At 37.4% G+C, this 17227-nt stretch carries 15 protein-coding genes and 3 tRNA genes; 5 read left to right on the forward strand and 13 right to left on the reverse strand.

Annotation, left to right across the window (positions count from 1 at the left end; translation table 11 throughout):
* Positions 1-47: 47 nt before the first annotated feature.
* From ACGHIN_RS00175 to ACGHIN_RS00185, 3 genes are all read right to left on the reverse strand, one after another.
* A tRNA-Leu gene (locus ACGHIN_RS00175) sits at positions 48-131 on the reverse strand.
* A gap of 6 nt (positions 132-137) precedes the next feature.
* Positions 138-213: transfer RNA gene (locus ACGHIN_RS00180), tRNA-Gly, on the reverse strand.
* A 9-nt stretch (positions 214-222) separates the two neighbouring features.
* A tRNA-Leu gene (locus tag ACGHIN_RS00185) sits at positions 223-304 on the reverse strand.
* A gap of 175 nt (positions 305-479) precedes the next feature.
* Between ACGHIN_RS00185 and ACGHIN_RS00190 the strand changes: the two genes are divergently transcribed.
* The 3 genes from ACGHIN_RS00190 to ACGHIN_RS00200 are packed head-to-tail and all read left to right on the forward strand — an operon-like array spanning position 480 to position 2442.
* On the forward strand, positions 480-857 hold the full coding sequence (locus ACGHIN_RS00190; RefSeq protein WP_390449995.1) for a DUF3127 domain-containing protein: 378 nt from the start codon (positions 480-482) through the stop codon (positions 855-857).
* Between the two features lie 57 nt (positions 858-914).
* Positions 915-1568 (forward strand): leucyl/phenylalanyl-tRNA--protein transferase, encoded by a 654-nt coding sequence (gene aat / locus ACGHIN_RS00195; protein WP_390449996.1) that lies wholly within the window; start codon positions 915-917, stop codon positions 1566-1568.
* Complete coding sequence (locus ACGHIN_RS00200; protein ID WP_390449997.1) at positions 1555-2442, forward strand: DMT family transporter; 888 nt, start codon at positions 1555-1557, stop codon at positions 2440-2442. The genes aat and ACGHIN_RS00200 overlap by 14 nt, the downstream gene beginning before the upstream one ends.
* Before the next feature lie 54 nt (positions 2443-2496).
* Here the strand turns inward: ACGHIN_RS00200 and ACGHIN_RS00205 are convergent, their stop codons facing one another.
* The 6 genes from ACGHIN_RS00205 to ACGHIN_RS00230 form a co-directional block, all read right to left on the reverse strand.
* The gene (locus tag ACGHIN_RS00205; RefSeq protein WP_390449998.1) at positions 2497-3876 is read right to left on the reverse strand and encodes a tetratricopeptide repeat protein; all 1380 of its coding nucleotides are present in this window, start codon (positions 3874-3876) and stop codon (positions 2497-2499) included.
* 124 nt (positions 3877-4000) lie between these two features.
* The gene (glmM, locus tag ACGHIN_RS00210; RefSeq protein ID WP_390449999.1) at positions 4001-5383 is read right to left on the reverse strand and encodes a phosphoglucosamine mutase; all 1383 of its coding nucleotides are present in this window, start codon (positions 5381-5383) and stop codon (positions 4001-4003) included.
* Between the two features lie 50 nt (positions 5384-5433).
* Complete coding sequence (locus ACGHIN_RS00215; RefSeq protein ID WP_390450000.1) at positions 5434-6480, reverse strand: DUF4421 family protein; 1047 nt, start codon at positions 6478-6480, stop codon at positions 5434-5436.
* Between the two features lie 177 nt (positions 6481-6657).
* Positions 6658-8691 carry a ferrous iron transport protein B gene (feoB, locus tag ACGHIN_RS00220; protein ID WP_390450001.1) on the reverse strand — a complete coding sequence of 678 codons (2034 nt, stop codon included), beginning with the start codon at positions 8689-8691 and terminating at the stop codon, positions 6658-6660.
* Entirely contained in the window at positions 8691-8945 is a 255-nt protein-coding gene (locus ACGHIN_RS00225) for a FeoA family protein (RefSeq protein WP_390450002.1), read from the reverse strand. Before ACGHIN_RS00225 ends, feoB begins: the two co-directional genes overlap by 1 nt.
* A 128-nt stretch (positions 8946-9073) precedes the next feature.
* Complete coding sequence (locus tag ACGHIN_RS00230; protein ID WP_390450003.1) at positions 9074-9985, reverse strand: GLPGLI family protein; 912 nt, start codon at positions 9983-9985, stop codon at positions 9074-9076.
* Positions 9986-10146: 161 nt separating this feature from the next.
* Between ACGHIN_RS00230 and ACGHIN_RS00235 the strand changes: the two genes are divergently transcribed.
* Positions 10147-10644, forward strand: a complete 498-nt coding sequence (locus ACGHIN_RS00235) for a DinB family protein (protein WP_390450004.1) — start codon at positions 10147-10149, stop codon at positions 10642-10644.
* Between the two features lie 58 nt (positions 10645-10702).
* On the opposite strand, the gene ACGHIN_RS00240 is transcribed toward ACGHIN_RS00235, so the two are convergent.
* Positions 10703-13399, reverse strand: coding sequence for a carboxypeptidase regulatory-like domain-containing protein (locus tag ACGHIN_RS00240; protein ID WP_390450005.1), 2697 nt, complete (start codon positions 13397-13399; stop codon positions 10703-10705).
* A gap of 356 nt (positions 13400-13755) precedes the next feature.
* On the opposite strand from ACGHIN_RS00240, the gene ACGHIN_RS00245 reads away from it, so the two are divergent.
* A complete protein-coding gene (locus ACGHIN_RS00245) occupies positions 13756-14637 on the forward strand; it encodes a cupin-like domain-containing protein (protein WP_390450006.1) in 882 nt (293 codons plus the stop codon).
* Positions 14638-14682: 45 nt separating this feature from the next.
* Here ACGHIN_RS00245 and ACGHIN_RS00250 read toward each other — a convergent pair whose 3' ends face one another.
* From ACGHIN_RS00250 to ACGHIN_RS00260, 3 genes are all read right to left on the reverse strand, one after another.
* A complete protein-coding gene (locus tag ACGHIN_RS00250) occupies positions 14683-15090 on the reverse strand; it encodes a hypothetical protein (protein ID WP_390450007.1) in 408 nt (135 codons plus the stop codon).
* Entirely contained in the window at positions 15080-15361 is a 282-nt protein-coding gene (locus ACGHIN_RS00255; protein ID WP_390450008.1) for a hypothetical protein, read from the reverse strand. Before ACGHIN_RS00255 ends, ACGHIN_RS00250 begins: the two co-directional genes overlap by 11 nt.
* Before the next feature lie 119 nt (positions 15362-15480).
* A complete protein-coding gene (locus tag ACGHIN_RS00260; protein ID WP_390450009.1) occupies positions 15481-17202 on the reverse strand; it encodes a M14 family metallopeptidase in 1722 nt (573 codons plus the stop codon).
* Between the last annotated feature and the right edge of the window lie 25 nt (positions 17203-17227).

A 17227-nucleotide genomic window follows, 5' to 3' on the forward strand; every position in this document is an offset into this window, starting at 1 on the left:
TTTAAAAATCTCCGCAAATCCTTTGTGGAAGGGGATTTGCGGAGTAGTACCCCAGGCGGGACTTGAACCCGCACGCCAAAAGAGGCACAGGATTTTAAGTCCTGCGTGTCTACCAGTTCCACCACCAGGGCGTGGAATGGAGCGAAAAACGGGATTCGAACCCGCGACCCCAACCTTGGCAAGGTTGTGCTCTACCAGCTGAGCTATTTTCGCATCGAATAGTGCGGATGAAGGGACTCGAACCCCCACGCCTCACGGCACCAGATCCTAAGTCTGGCGTGGCTACCAATTACACCACATCCGCTGGTTTTGTATGTTTCTTTTAAAGAACTTCTTTCGTTTTTGTGAGTGCAAATATAGGGCAATTTTTTGTATTTGCAAGAGTTTTCAGAGAAAAAATTATTTTTTTCACAAAATTTGTTGGGGAGACATTTTATTACATTTCATTTTATTACTTTTACATCGTTAATATTTATGATATGGAATTACAAGGAACGGTAAAGAAACTTTTTGATGCTCAAACATTTGCGAGCGGATTTCAAAAAAGAGAAATGGTTATTTTAACCCAGGAACAGTATCCACAGCCAATTAGCATAGAATTTCTTTCTGATAAGATCAGTTTATTAGATAATGTGACTGAAGGAGAAAATGTGAAAGTAGGAATCAACATCAGAGGGAGAGAATGGACTTCTCCACAGGGGGAAACCAAATATTTCAACTCTATTACAGGATGGAGATTAGAAAAGGTTTTTGATAACGGTTCTGAACCTACACAAGCTGCTCCGTCACATTCTGCAGCACCGGCATCAAATGAAAATCCGTTTGCAGGAGACGATGATGATGATTTACCTTTTTAATTAAGATAAACAACGAAATATCAATCCTGCTTTTTAAGTGGGATTTTTTTCTGAAAAATGGTTCGATTAGACGAAAACGAAATTTCTTTCCCGGATCCCGAGCTTTATGACGGGCATGAAGGACTTATTGCATTTGGCGGCGATCTGTCTGTAGAAAGAATTTGGTTTGCCTATCAATTGGGAATTTTTCCCTGGTATAATCCCGGGGAAGAAATTCTTTGGTGGTGTCCGGACCCAAGATTCGTTTTGTTTCCTGATGAATTGAAGGTTTCAAAATCCATGAGGAAAATCTTAAACAAAAACGTTTTTACCTTCACGGAAAATCAAAACTTTAAGGGAGTGATCAAAAACTGTCAGAATGCCAACAGAAAAGGACAATCGGGAACCTGGCTTTCAGATGAACTGATGGAAGCTTTTATTAAGCTTCATTCATTTGGACTGGCAAAAAGCATCGAAGTGTGGCAAGGCGAAGAACTGGTGGGAGGATTTTATGGGTTGCAAATCGGGAATGTTTTTTGTGGCGAAAGTATGTTTGCCAAGGTAAGCAATGCTTCAAAGGCAGGTTTTATCCACTTTGTTGAAAGCTATAAAGATAACTTAGAGTTAATTGACTGTCAATCGCATACCGAACATCTGGAAAGTCTTGGCGCCAGAATGATTCCTAAAAAAGAATTTTTAAAAATTTTACACAAAAACAATGAACGCAGATAAAGAAAAATGGATTCTTTTAATTGTACTCACCATTATTTGGGGATCATCTTTTATTCTGATCAAGAAGTCACTGGAGCATTTTAATCCGTTTCAGGTAGGAGCTTTAAGGGTTCTTATTGCTGGAATAATTTTATTGCCAATAGCGATTTCCAAGTATAAACTGTTCCCGAAGAAACATTTAAAGTGGCTTCTTCTGGCTGCGTTTACGGGAAACTTTATTCCTATGTTCTTATTCCCTATTGCAGAAACTGAAGTAAGCAGCAGTATTGCGGGAATCATCAATTCTATGATGCCGATCTTTGTGATCATCGTCGGAGCTTTAGTCTGGAAATTTGAAACCACGAAAAAACAGATCGTAGGAACGCTGATCAGTTTCACAGGAGTTTGCCTACTGGCTTTTGGAGGTGGTGAAGGTGGTGAATTTAAGCTCGTTCCGATATTATTACTGCTTTTGGCAACATTATGTTACGCTGTGAGCACCACCACGGTAAAATCTAAATTGATGGAAGTTTCTTCCACTATTCTTTCGGCTTTTGTATTTTCTTTTGTTTTATTCTTCCCTTCTATTATTGCTTTAGCATTTACGGGGTTTTTCTCCACTTTCAGCTTTAATGAGGATAATATGATGGGATTGATGTTTGTAAGTCTATTGTCCGTTTTCGGAACAGGATTGGCCATGATGATGAATTATCGCTTACTAAAAGTCTCTTCTCCTCTTTTTGCCTCAACGGTAACTTTACTGATGCCCATTGTTGCTATTATCTGGGGTATTTTAGACGGTGAAAAACTCACTGTGATGCAATTCGTAGGAGCAGCAGTTATTATTGCCGGATTGATCTTCCTGAGAACAAACCCCAATGTGATAAAAAAATAAATCCTGCATTTCTGCAGGATTTTTATTTGTTCTGTCATTCAAATGACAAATGTTTTAATTTTTCTTTTTCACTCTGGCCTTAGCTTTCTTCACTCCATCTTTGATGAACGGATATTTCTTCTGCATATCCTGTACAAGAGAAGAGTCGAGTTCCAATGCCTTTTGTAAAGCTTCCGTCGCCTTCTCCTGATCCTTAAGATTGAAGTAACAGTTGCTGAGCTGATAATATAATTCTGCTCTTTCGTGCTTCTTCACGGCATTGATTAATACTGTAACAGCTTCTTCATACTCTCCCACAAGCATCAATACTTCGGAATATGCATACCAATTATAAAATCTTGACGGTTCAGCTTCAACCAGTTTTTTCAGGCAGGAAAGGCTTTCTTCAAACTTTCCGGAATCAATGAATAAAAAGGCTAATCTTTTCTGATAGTCGAGATTGTTTTCATTTAACTGAGTAGCTTCTTTGGCGAAGTGTAAAGCTTCCGTCATTCCCCCCATTTCCTCGTACAGGTATGACTGCTCCATCATCGAAAGATAAAACTGAGGGTCTTCTCTCAAAGATTTCTGGAAGGAATTAAGCGCTATGATCGGCTGCTTCAATGCTTTATAACAAAGTCCTATCTTATAAAAAGTAAATGCTTTAGTATATTCCAGCTCCAGCATTTCCTCGTATACTTCAATGGCTTTTTTATATTGTCCTAAAGCTTCGTAACAAGCTGCTTTATTTGCATATACTCCAACGGAATTTGAATTGATCGCCAACAGGTAATCATATCCTTTGATGGCTTCTTCGTAATTCTTTCTGTTGAAATAAAACTGTCCGTATTCAAACCAGGCGGTTTCGGAATAAGGAAATTCATCTAAATATTCATTCAGAAAGGCTATAGCCTCCTCACTCTTATTCAGGTCGCTGAAGCAAATCATACAGTTTTCCAGCGAGTATTCATCCGCCGGATCTTCTTTCAATGCTTTTTGGTAATGTTTAAGAGCGTTAAAGGGATCTCCCAGGTTCACATATTCATCCGCAATAAAGTTGTGAAGGAAGTTTTCTTCTTCCCCCAATTGTAATGCTTTTTTACAAATTTCAATGGATTTTCTCGGATTTCCCAGGTTCGAATAATACTTGGCGTAGCAAACCAAAAAGTCTGTGTTCTCCATGGAAGAACCTTTCAGCTCATCAATAAGCTCTTTTGCCGTATTATACTCTTCCCATTCCAGAAGAACTTCAAGTTTTTTAATCTTGATATCCAAAGAATTGGGATGGAGCTTAAGGCCATAATTCACTGCATTATCTGCGTAATTAAAATCTCCCAGCTCCAGGTAGTAAACGATAATGTCTTCTAATTCTTCTGTATCGAAATAGAATTCATCATGGTTTTCCATCATTTCTTCGAACTTTTTCACAAGTTCATTTCCAAAATACTCTTCCAATATAAACAAGTTTAAGATCTAAGACTTGAGATATGAGATATACAAATACTCGGTTCTGAAAATCTTAATACTATAAAGTTAATAATAATTCTTTTTTAAAATGATGAAAATGATGTTAAAATTTTTAGATCAGGCTATTAATTTTTTCGATCATTTCATCTGCTAACTGATCGGCTTCTTCCTGGGATTTTGCTTCTGTATAAATTCTGATGATCGGTTCTGTATTCGACTTCCGAAGATGAACCCAGTTGTTTTCAAAATCTATCTTTACACCATCCACCGTAGAGACCTCTTCTGTTTGATATTCTTTTTCCACTTTAGTTAAAAGAGCATCTACATTGATCTCCGGAGTCAGCTCAATTTTCTTTTTTCCCATAAAATAACTTGGGTATCCTGCTCTTAATTCGGAAACAGTCTTATTTTCTTTGGCCAAGTGGGTTAAAAATAAGGCTACTCCTACTAAAGAATCTCTTCCGTAATGCAGATCAGGGTAAATAATTCCTCCGTTTCCTTCCCCTCCGATTACTGCATTTTTTTCTTTCATTAAGGTAACCACGTTTACTTCACCAACGGCACTCGCAAAGTAGTCTGAGTTGTGAGAGCGGGCAACGTCTCTCAAAGCACGGCTCGAAGAAAGGTTGGAAATCGCTACACCGTTCTTATTCTTCAACAAATAATCGGCAACCGCTACCAACGTATACTCTTCGCCAAACATTTCCCCTTTTTCATCAATTAAAGCTAATCTGTCCACATCCGGATCTACCACTATTCCTAAGTCCGCATTCTCTTTTTTCACCAGTTCACAGATATCTCCCAGATGTTCTTTCAAAGGTTCCGGATTATGCGGGAAATGTCCGGTAGGTTCGCAATATAGCTTTACTGTTTCACAACCAAGTTTATCTAACAGCATTGGGATTGCGATTCCTCCTGTAGAATTCACAGCATCTAAAACCACTCTGAAGTTTTTGGATTTAATGGCTTCTACGTCTACCATTGGTAAATCAAGAATCTGCTGAATATGAATATCAAAAGCATCATCTCTGGTTTCATATTTTCCTAAATCATCCACTTCTGCATAGTTGAAGTCTTCACTTTCAGCCAAAGCAAGAACTTCTGCCCCGTTTTCTCCGCTGATGAACTCTCCTTTTTCATTTAATAATTTAAGAGCATTCCATTGTTTCGGGTTATGGGAAGCGGTAAGGATAATTCCTCCGTCTGCATTTAATTCGGGAACCATTACCTCAACAGTTGGTGTAGTAGAAAGCCCTAAATCAACTACATTGATTCCCAACCCTTGTAAGGTGGCCGTTACCAGAGAAGAAACCATTTGTCCTGAAATTCTGGCGTCTCTTCCGATGATTAATGTTAAATCCTTTTTATTTTTATTATTTTGAAGCCAGGTTCCGAATGCCGAAGCAAATTTTACTACATCAAGCGGCGTTAAGTTGTCGTTTACTTTTCCCCCAATAGTTCCACGGATTCCTGAAATCGATTTTATTAGCGACATTATATTTTGTATTTTTTAGTTGTTCGTTGTAAAATTTTGTGCAAAGATACTTATAAAATAGGAACCTGTTTTTGAATTTTATCATAAGTATTTTTTACGGCTTTGGGTGGTGCAAAACGATATCCGATATAGATTAATCCGTATGTATTATTATTTTCAACGATATAATTATCCCTTTGATCATAGGCCGTCGCATTAAAATTAAACTTTCCGCCGAATAAAAAACGGTCTGAATTGTACCCTATATGAAGTCCCCCCGAGCCTCTTACAGCCACATACTGGGCTTTTTCTTTCGGTCCTTTCGATCCGTCTTCCCGTGTATCTCTGAAATTGGTGAACTTTCCTCCAATCCCTCCCGTTAAATAGGGCGCAACGCTTACTTTACCAGCAATAACCCAATTATAAAAATAGCCGATATTCGCTCCAATATTATATTGATATTCTTTACCTTTCCTGCCGTCCAGAAGTTCCCGGAAAATGGTGAGGTCATAATCTAAAAAGGGAACAAAGCTTCCTCTGCTGTTTTTTTGCCATTCTCCTTGTGTGTAAATGCTTTTTAATGAAAATTCTTTCTTTAAAACATAAGAGGTGGAACCTCCGAAAGTCTGTACTCTTAAATCGGGAAACTGTATGTATTTGTCTCTGCCTTCCTGCCAGCCAGGAATCAGATCCTGCATATTTTCCACATAAAACCCTTTTACATTCTTATAATAGACTGTCTGGATAAATCTTCCAGGAAAAAACCTGAATCTGAAATCGGTGTAAGAACTCTTTCCTTTTAAGTCATTATCATTATTTCCGGGAAACAATTTCGGCATAAACGACACCGTAGCACTAATGTTTCTATAATCAACAGATAATGAGGCCCTTGTCTTATTATTAACGGAAACAACCATTTCTTTTATTACATCTTCCCCGTTTACTTCTGAGAAGGTAAAGTTTTCCAGGTTGGTATCAAGATTAGCCCGGATCATGATCTGGTTCACATAGGACTTGATGTTTGTACTGTCTGCTTGTCCTTGTACATGATTAAACATCAGAACCAGTAAAAAAACATATACTGCTTTTGGTTTCAAATGAATTGGTATTATTCCCAAAAATTATTTTTTAACAGATTTAAATCTATGAACAACCACAATCTTTGTCGCAATTCGTCCTTTTAGAACTGAATTTCTTCGGTGCAACGTTCTTCCTGATGATCCTGAATAAAGAATAACAGGCAAACGCCACAACGAGAAAGACAATGATGTACTGAAAAATTAATGATGCGCTCATTATTTTAAAATTTGATATACTAACATGGACACAAAATATGCCAAACCAGTCATCATCACTACCTGAAAAACTGTCCATTTCCAGCTTTTGGTTTCTCTGTAAACTACTGCCAATGTGGAAACACACTGCATTGCAAATGCATAAAACAAAAGGATGGAAACTCCTGTGGCAAAGCTGAACACTTTTTCGCCATTAGGTTTTACATCTCTTCTCATTTTATCAATTACTTTCACTTCGGGGGCGTCATCTTCCAGACTGTATAGTGTGGACATAGTTCCTACGAACACTTCTCTTGCAACGAAACTTGTCAAAATCCCAACTCCCATTTTCCAGTCGTAACCAAGGGGTTCAATCACCGGCTCAATTCCTTTTCCCATTTTAGCCAAATAGGAATGATCAAGATGAACGTCTGTGGCAACCCATTCGTTGGATTTCTGCCCGGGCCCGAAATAGCTTAGGAACCAAATGATAATGCTGACAATAAAAATAATTTTACCTGCTCCGGTAATGAAATCCCAAACTTTACCTAAAACCATTTTAAAATCGTATCCGAAAAGCGGTTTTTTGTAAGTAGGTAAGTCCATTACCAGATACGTTTTTCCTTTATTTTTAATAAATCTTTTAAGAATAGATGCTGAAAACAGGGCTACAAGGAATCCTAACAGATACATTCCCATCAATACCAATGCTTTGTATTTTATACCTAAAAAAGTTTCATCTGAAATAATCAGTCCTATGATGATACTGTATACGGGAAGCCTCGCAGAACACGTCATGAAAGGCGTTACCAAAATCGTTAACAGTCTTTCTTTGATATTTTCAATATTCCTTGTGGAGATCACGGCGGGAATAGCACATGCGGTTCCTGAAACCAATGGAACAATACTTTTTCCATTCAACCCGAACGGCCTTAGCATTCTATCCATTAAGAAAACAACTCTTGCCATATATCCCGAATCTTCGAGTAAGTAAAGGAAGTATAATAAAATCCCGATTTGTGGGGCAAAAACAACAATCCCTCCGATTCCGGGAATAATTCCGTTTGAAATGAGGGAGTTGACAGGCCCTTCCGGGAGATGTTCTCCTGTAAAAGCAGATAACCATGAGAAAAAATTCTCGATCCAGTTCATCGGATATTCTGCAAGGAAGAAAACGCTTTGGAATATGATCAGTAAAACCGCAAGAAATATCACATATCCCCAGAATTTATGAACTAAAATCTTATCCAGTCTTTCGGTAAGCAATTCTTTAAACTGAGGTTTCTTAGAAATAACATTGGCGAGGATTTTGTCCACATTCTGATATCTCCTTACCGTTTCCTGAACCTGCAATCTTTTCGGGACCAGACTTTTACTTTCTGGTTCATGGAGTAGCTTATGAATAGATTCTATTCTTCCCAGCTCTGCGCCTGAAGAAATAGACATCCATGCTTTATAGGGGTTATCGAATCCCTTTTGGGCGGCAAGCTTTTGAAGAAAATCTTTATGCTCGTTCGGGGTTTCGAAAGAAATGGTGTCTGCTTTTACAAACTCATTGTTGAAAACCGCCTCTTTCACCTCATCTATTCCAAGATGTTCTTTGGCGTTTGTCTGGATAATTTTAATTCCCAATGCTTCAGAAAACTGCTGAATATTGATATTGATCCCTCTTCTTTCTGCCTGGTCGATCTGGTTCACGATCAGGATCATCGGGATTCCCAAATCCTGAATCTGCTGGAATAAAAGAAGTCCTCTTTTTAAGCTTAATGCTTCAAGGATATAAATAACTCCGGCATAGCTTTTCTGCTCATCAATAAGAAATTTGGAAAAAATAGCTTCGTCTTCCGAACTTGGATAAATACTGTATGACCCTGGCAGGTCGATCACCTCCACATCCTCATTCTTGTACGTATAATTCCCCGAATGGCTTGCTACGGTAACACCGGCATAGTTCCCGGTTTTCTGCTTTTTGTTACAAAGCGTATTGAAAACCGTTGATTTTCCTACGTTAGGATTTCCGACTAAAAGTACTTTTTTTCTCTTATTGTTCTGCATCAATTCAATTCTTCAACAATGATATAGTCACCCTCTTCTTCGCGAAGGGCGATGCGGCTTTTTTCTTCTCCGAACTCCACATACATAGGCCCGTTGAAAGGCGCCTGGTATAAAATCCTGAAAACGGTTTCCGGCAAAAGCCCCATTTCGATGATTTTATTGGGCATCTTTAAATGATCATTGTCGTAGCCGAGGATCTTTCCCGTTTTGTTTTTGGGGAATCCGCTTAATTTATGTGCATCCTTTTCTTTCAAAAGCCTTTTTTTGTGAATGCAAATATACGCTATTTAAATTTAATCTAAATAATATCTGTGTGTAAAAAAATAAACCCAAATGCACTGATACATTTGGGTTTACCAATATAATTAGTTGATATGAAATGCTATTTTTTCTTTTTCTCTATTACCTGATCTTTCTCAATAGGATTATCATTGGCGTTATAGAAATCTTTGTATTGCTTCTCCTGCTTTTTCATCATGTCTCCAATAGTTCCGTCCATCCCCGGGATTGTTTTAGACATCATTTCCTGGGTCATCATCGGTCTTACGGAGGCAAAAGGGTCCTTTTTGAAATCATTGAACGTTTTTTCAAATTTATCTCTTGGCAGCTCTTTCACTTTTCCGCCTGTAGCCTGCATCAGGTTTTCGATGTATGAAAATTCAGAATAGTCTTTTACTTTTTTATTTCCCTGTAATACCCATGAATAGTTTTTCTCGTCATCTTCAATTTTAACGATCAGTCCCGGAAGTCCTGAAAACTTGTATGGCCCGTCTTGGAATGGTAAATCCGTACTAAACCAAGCCGTCCATTTTCTTCCTCCGAATTCTGTCGTCGCTTTCTGTGCATTGTATGCCCCAATTTTCTGTTTCTCATTCAAAATATTCCAGTTGAATTTCAAATCCTCACTGTAGCCGATGTTACTTGGCGTGAATCCGTTGGCTACTTTATCCACATACTGCACCTGCATCCCCGGATAAGTCTTATATATTCTTGCAGAAATTTTAGGAGTCTTAAGTGTTTTTGAAAGGTCTTTCATGATCCCTGCCTTCTGCATTGCCTCGATCTCCACTTTCATAATAGAGTCTTGTGCAATTACCGTATAATCCTGATAAATAGATCTGTTTTTATCTGTAATATCCAAAATGGTAATCACCTTATCCATTTTAGCGGAGTCTTTTTTAGGCTTAAAGGTAAGCTCATAGAAAAAGCGGTTAGCCGTTTCTTTAGAATCTTTGTCCTGCGCATTGGAAAAGACAAAAAGGGCAATAAAAAGTACTAAAAGGAATTTTTTCATTTTAACAATGTTTACTTAATTAGTTACTCATTGTCAGATTTTGTTACAGATTTTTCTGAATAATTTTTGATCTGCCTGTCGGAAGCCAAATTTTATGATTTCCTTACGATTTTCCCATGCTTTAAATTTTTAACTTTATGTACCTAAAAAAACAAAATATTATGGACACCTTATCTCAATTGAAATCCGAATTACAGGGAGAATATCAAACTACGAAAAAGTTTATTGAGCTGTTCCCTGAAGGGAAAAACGATTATGCTCCCCATGAGAAGAGTATGAAAATGATGCCTCTTGCTACCCATCTTGTAGAGGTTTTCGAATGGCCGAATACAATTTTAAATACTTCCGAGCTTGATTTTGCCAAAGGAGAATACAAACCATCTGTTCTTTCCACCAAAGGAGACCTGCTTAAAAAACTTGATGAAGATTACGAAGCCGGAAAAAAAGCATTGGAAAATGCACAGGAAGATGATTTGAATCCGAGCTGGACGATTAAAAACGACGGTCAGGAACTGGCAAGCTGGAGCAAGTATGGGGCCATAAGGCATGCTTTAAACCAGATCACTCATCACAGAGCGCAACTGGGAGTTTATTACCGGTTAAATAATATTCCTCTTCCCGGAAGCTACGGCCCGTCTGCGGATGTACCGAGCTTTTAAAGAATAAAATTAAATGATTAAATAAAAAAACCAATCTCGGTGAGATTGGTTTTTGTCATTATTTAAAGTTGAACTTTACAGTAAACATTACCTGGCTTGGACGAAGCTGATATCTTGTATAATTAATATTTGTCGTATTAATCTCGTATGTCTCAAATACTTTTTTATTGGCTATATTCATCCATTTCAGCTCGAAATCGATTTTCTTTTTTGACCAACTGAACTGATAGGAGAGATCATAGAATCCATTGTTATATTTCTGGTCTCCGGCATTGGTATTCACCTGATCCCAGTTGAATCCGATTGTATGATTTTCAATAGGATAGAAGAAAACCCCAAGATTATGAGTGAAGCCTTTTCTGGCAGCATTAGAGTTTACTCCTCCCTGGCTTGTCTGCTTTGTTCTTGAGATACTTGCATTATAATCAATACTCATCCAGCTGAAATAGGTATTATTGAATTTAATACCATATGACTGGCTATTGTTCTTATTGGTATAAGCAGCATTGTCTAAGAATGCATCTGATTTTGAAGTATTATTGCTATAACTTACAGAAGCGTTTGTTTTGAATTTTGGAAAATATTTTCCAACTTCTGCACTATAGCCGTTATTAATTACATTATTATCCTGTTCAATATATTTCATAATCGTATATCCTGCTTCATTGATCCTTGGATTGGAAATCAGGTTTCTTTTTGCATTTGAATATCTGTAGTTCACATTAAAGAATAAATTGTTCAATGGATTTCTATATTCCAATCTTGTTCCTGCCGATTTGTTATTGTTCTGAGGGATTGGATTTTGGGCATCCATTGCATTGATCCCGTTTGGTGAGGTCATTAAAAATCCGGAATAAGCAGAATTGATTTCACCAAAATTGTTATTGATATTGGCATTCACTGACGCTTTCCAGAAAGAAGCAAATGTATACTGAGCAAAAATGCTTGGCTCAAAAGTAACTTTGTTGACTTCTTTAGATACCTGTCTCGCCGGATCTTCTGCTTTAATATTATTTGAGTTTACCGGGAAATTGGCATATACCATCCATGCATCATTTTTATAATTTACTCCTACACTTCCATACGGGGTTGCCGTTGTATATTTAAGATCATTGCTATAGTCTGAAATCGAGGGTTCTTCATCATTAGGATCAGGAGTCGGAATGGCGCCAATATTGGATAAGTCTGAAACTAAATTCGTTGTTTTGAAATTAAATCCTACTTCCGGAGTAAAAGTCCATCCTTTAGCAGAAAAGCCAATGTTTGCAGAATGATTGGCTTCAAAAGTTTTTAATCTTAAATCTTGTCTGACCAAATTTGAATTGAGATCTGGTTTAAATCCTGGAATTTCCAGATAAGATGATGGAGATACTTCCAACGTTTGCTTATCTGTCTGATAATTAATGAATGACATTACATTGACCATTTTCTCTTTCCAGGGAATGATGGTACTCAATGAGTTTTGGAACGATGTGGTAGGAGATTCTATGGCTTCTTCCCCATATCTGTTGCCGGCTGTATCTGTTCGGTCTACCACCGCTCTGTCTGCATTCCAGAATTGAGAGAAGCTGGTTGTATTTTTAAAAAATCCTTTCTTAGCGTTTTTAGTAAAAATCAATTCTCCTTTTGCTTTATCCGTATAAAAGTTATTAAGAATGTTTATAATATTGGATGCGCCATTGAAATAATTGTTTTCAGTATAAGATTCTCTTTCTACTGCATTATTCGTATAATTGGCATTCGCTTTAAGTTCCCATTCCTTTTTCTTATCAATATTGGTAAGATAATTGGCAGATAAATAATGCACGTTATTCATCAAATACCTTTTCACGGGAAGATTCGGTGTGCTTGCGTTTTCCACATTCAGCCAGTCGTTTTGAGATGCATTGATTCTTCTTCCTTCAAACCTGCTTCCGAACGCTAAAATATTCCCTTCATTTTCCACCTGTTCTCCCATATTGTTGGTCTTATAATTAACCACCCACTGGCTTTTCTGTCCAAAAAACATTGGCGTTAATTTTACATTCCAAAGCCATGGTTCCCCGAAACCGGATCCTACTTCTCCTCTTCCGGTCATCGTTACGGAATTTTTCAGCTTGATATTAATAGCTGCCTGATCGGAAGGAACTTTATCCTGAAGTATTTTTACAGGTTGGTGATTTTCAAGGACTTCTACTTTCTGTACGGCATCTTTAGGCAGAGAGTTATTGATGGTTCCGTATCCACCCTCCATTAGGTCTTTCCCGTTGACATAAAATTTGTTGATGGCATTTCCCTGATAAAGAATACTTCCGTCTGCATTGACTTCTATTCCGGGAATTTTCTTCATCACATCCGCAAGAGTCCTGTCATTTTTGCTATCAAAAGCCTTAAGATCATAAGAAATAGTGTCGCCTCTCGCTGTGATCATCTTTGTTTTCAGCTGAACTTCTTTTATTTCCGTAGCTTCAGACTGCATTTTAAAGCTCAATGTCTGATCGCTATTGCTGATTTGCCTGGTTAATGGTTTTTGATTGAAAGCTTTTACCTTTAGATCCACATTGGATTCAGCAGAAGTAAAGGTAACCTTATATTCCCCTTTGGAGTTGGTAATTCCGTAAGCCAAAATTGCATCTTTTCCGGGCTCTTCTATGGTTACGCTTGCGCTGGGTATTGCCTGTCCGTCTTCATCAGTAATTTTTCCCGAAATGGTTTTTTGTGCCATGGTAAGCACGGAGAAAAAAATCATTATGAATACATAAATATTCCTTTTCATAATTTATTATTTGGCTTATTAGTTAGGGTTTGTAATTTTTTGTTACACACTATACAGATTCATTTTTTAAGAAAAAGTTAAAAACCGGCACTATCACTGTATTTATAGTGATATTTTTTTTCAAAATTATTTACTGTTTAAAATCCGGGCTTCAAGTCCGGTTTTCCTGTGCACAACAATTTTTAAAATTTTGTTTAGCGATTAGTGTGTATCAATTTGTTTTTCCCATAAATTTGACGAGGTGTTTTTATTTAGTCTAAATATTTAAAATAGTGATTTGAATCATAGATTAAAAAAAACTTAATCTCAGCTTCGTAAATATTTATTTAATAATTTTGTAACATAAAATTTATAAAATGGGAATTAATTTAAAGCCGATAGATATTGTAGATGATATTACTCAGGAAGAGTTCATTGAAAAATATCTAAAGCCGAGAAAGCCTGTTGTGATCAAAAACATGGCAAGAAAATGGCCAGCGTATCAGAAATGGACCATGGACTATATGAAAGAGGTTGTTGGAGATGTGGAAGTTCCGCTATATGATAGTTCAAAAGCTGATCCGGCTGCTCCCATCAATGCTTCTGCCGCTAAAATGAAGTTTGGAGATTATATAGATCTTATTGAAAGAGAGCCTACGGATCTGAGGATTTTTCTTTTTGACCCTATTAAATATGCTCCCAAACTGCTGGAAGATTACATTTCTCCCAAAGAGCTTATGGGAGGCTTTTTAGATAAATATCCGAATATGTTTTTCGGTGGAAAAGGTTCTGTAACCTTCCTCCACTTTGACATTGATATGGCGCACATTTTCCATACCCATTTTAACGGAAGAAAGCATGTTCTCCTTTTTGATTATAAATGGCGAGAAAGGCTATACCAGATTCCTTACGCTACCTATGCATTGGAAGATTATGATATAGAAAACCCGGATTTCACCAAATTCCCGGCATTGGACGGTGTGGAAGGCATCGAATGTTTCCTTGAACATGGAGATACTTTATTCATGCCTACCGGTTGGTGGCACTGGATGAAATATCTTGACGGCAGTTTCTCGATTTCCTTAAGAGCATGGGATAAATCATGGGCGGTGAAAGCTCATTCTTTGTGGAATCTTACCGTACAGCGTAAGTTTGATGATATCATGAAATCCAGCTTCAAGAAGAAATATATGGACTGGAAAGAAAAAGTAGCCATCAAACGAGCAGAGCTTGCTTTGAAAAGGGGCTTACCAAGATAGCAATCATTTTATCCAAAATAAAAGCGTGATCCTTTATCACGCTTTTTATTTTACCTGTAATAAAAGTTCTTCCATATTCCTGGTAACTTCATTGCACGAAAAGCAGGCTTGCTTTCCATCCTGATGAAACCATCTGCATTGTGTCCGGATAGGGCAATACGATAATTCTTTCGTCCTCTTCACAGAGCCCAGATCCTGTACTTTTTGAGATAAGGAGCATTTGGATTCTTCACTATTCCATTGGGCACATCCTTTTTCCACACATTTCCCCGTAAAGCGGAATCTTTGCTCAAGATTGCTTTTTCCTTTATTAAGCCTTAAAAATTCTTCCGTAACGGTGAGTGGTGTGATAAACTGCACCTTCCCTTCTTTGTTGACTACTCCAAAAAGCTGTGCCCCGGCTTTTCCTATATAACTGGGACACCTCTTTTTTGAATGCGAATCAGCCTCCATAACTTTTGATTTGTGACTGAAGGTCTTTAATCTGAGACTGGATGTCTATTCCCGGCTTGAAAATAATGATTCCCCAGGGAAACCAGTCTTTAATTCTTAAAGGTTTGGTAAGCCCTCTGAAGTCTCTTTGAGCGGCAAAAGATTGACTGTTATCAATTTTTGAAAGTTCGGAAAGCACGACGTTCTGGATTCCCTTGTCAATGCTTTTTAATTGTTCATCGGTAAGATCCACGCCTTCCAATGAAATGAAAAAATGCTTTTTGGTTGCCATGATTATTGCTTTTATGGGTTGTTACTTAACAAAGCTAGCTGTAACATCATAAAAACTCATCAGGGAAAAGCCCAAAACCAACGAGTTAAAATACGGTATTTTATTTCATAATCAATTAGTTACAATATCCTGTACACGGGATACTGCCTGAACGTTTTTTCTTCAAAATAAGGAGAATTCCTGTAAATCCAATCCAGCTGAGCCTGTCCGTCTTCAGCGAGTTTTTTATCCGTCTTTTTTTTATTTTCAAAAGCTTCTTTCAGTTTTTTGTCTTTCTTTAACAGTTCTGAAGCGGTATCTTCAAATATATAAGCTGAATAATATTCTTTCTGAGCTAAAATTCCGTCAAAAAAATTCCAGTTGAAGAAAGAATCCAGTGCTTCAGGTTCAAGGGTTTCAATGATATATTTTACACCTTCCTGTTGGGTTGGAATTAAGTAGTCTCCCGCTGAAAATATAACCTTCTTGTTGGTTTTATCCACTGTTGTTTCGTAATGAAGATAATGACCTTCATAAGGGTTTTTAACGGTTTTAAAATCGTTGATCTTATAAGATTCCACCAGAATGGTGCTGTCTTTCTGAAGGGGTTTCATCTGAACTTTATTTCTTTTGAATTCCTCTATTACCCTGTATTGGGATTGTGGAATGACATAATATTTTGGAATGGTAATATATCCGGTAGGAACAGCAGTTGTAAAGAGTTTTATATTCTTAGTAAAGGGTTTTGACCTGTCATAATACAATCTCGGCTTCCCGGAAATTTCACTGGGCTTATATTTCCCCTCATATCCTTTGAAATCCATAGTGGTAAATTGGGTGGAATCTATTTTCCAACGGATCCCGTATTGTTTTCCGGCTTGATATTGCTTTAGATTTTCCAAGCGAAGTTCTTTTATTCTTTTATAATCTTTATCTAGGTTTTGAATATTGACAAGCATATATTTATAAGTAGCATCTACTCTTTTATCATACGGTTTCAGCATATGTGTTTCGGGAACGGTTCCTAAAGAATTAAAGAGAGAAGTGTATCCTGTAGAATATCTCGGAGAATCTTCAAAAGCAGCAAAACCCACTTCAGGAACATCGCCATGAATATTCACATACGGAGTACTTTCATATCCCAATTTCTTTAAATCTTCAAGGTTTTTCGCCTGATAATTCTTGTAAAAATATTCTCCCAACACATTCCCTAAGCGCTCTTTAAAAGTTGAAATATAGGTAAAAGTGTATTGATAATCTGCACCGTTGCTTACATGATTGTCGATAAAAACATCAGGTTTCAGCCAATGATAGATTTCCTGAAAGCTTCTGGTATTCTTAGAATCTGCTTTGATAAAGTCCCTGTTCAGATCATAATTTCTGGCATTCCCTCTGAAGCCATAGTGTTCCGGTCCGTTTTGATTGGCCCTGGAATAGGAACCCCTGTTGAGCATTCCACTGACGTTATAAGCAGCAATAGCGGCAACAATAAAATTCTGCGGAGTTTTTATTTTTTTCGTGGCCAGATCTTTCATCAGCATCATAGTGGCATCAATCCCGTCCGGTTCGCCGGGGTGAATTCCGTTATTAATGAAAAGAACAGCTTTCTCTTTTCTGAGTTTTTCCAAATCTTTTTCAGGGAAAGGATTATATATTACCACATAAATGGGTTTCCCATTGTCGTCCTCTCCTTTTTTCAGGTATTGAATGGTATTAAAATTTTTAGACAGATCCTGATAATAGGCATTCATTTCATCATAGGTAACGGTGGTATTTCCGTTTCCTTTTTCAAATGGAGTCTGAAGGTTTTGAGCGAAAAAAAGGGTTGAACTCAGAGAAAGCAAGAACGTTTTCAGTTTCATGGATGTGATATTTCAGACTTTAAAA

The organism is Chryseobacterium barbadense, assembly GCF_042849955.1.
Classification (GTDB): Bacteria; Bacteroidota; Bacteroidia; order Flavobacteriales; family Weeksellaceae; genus Chryseobacterium.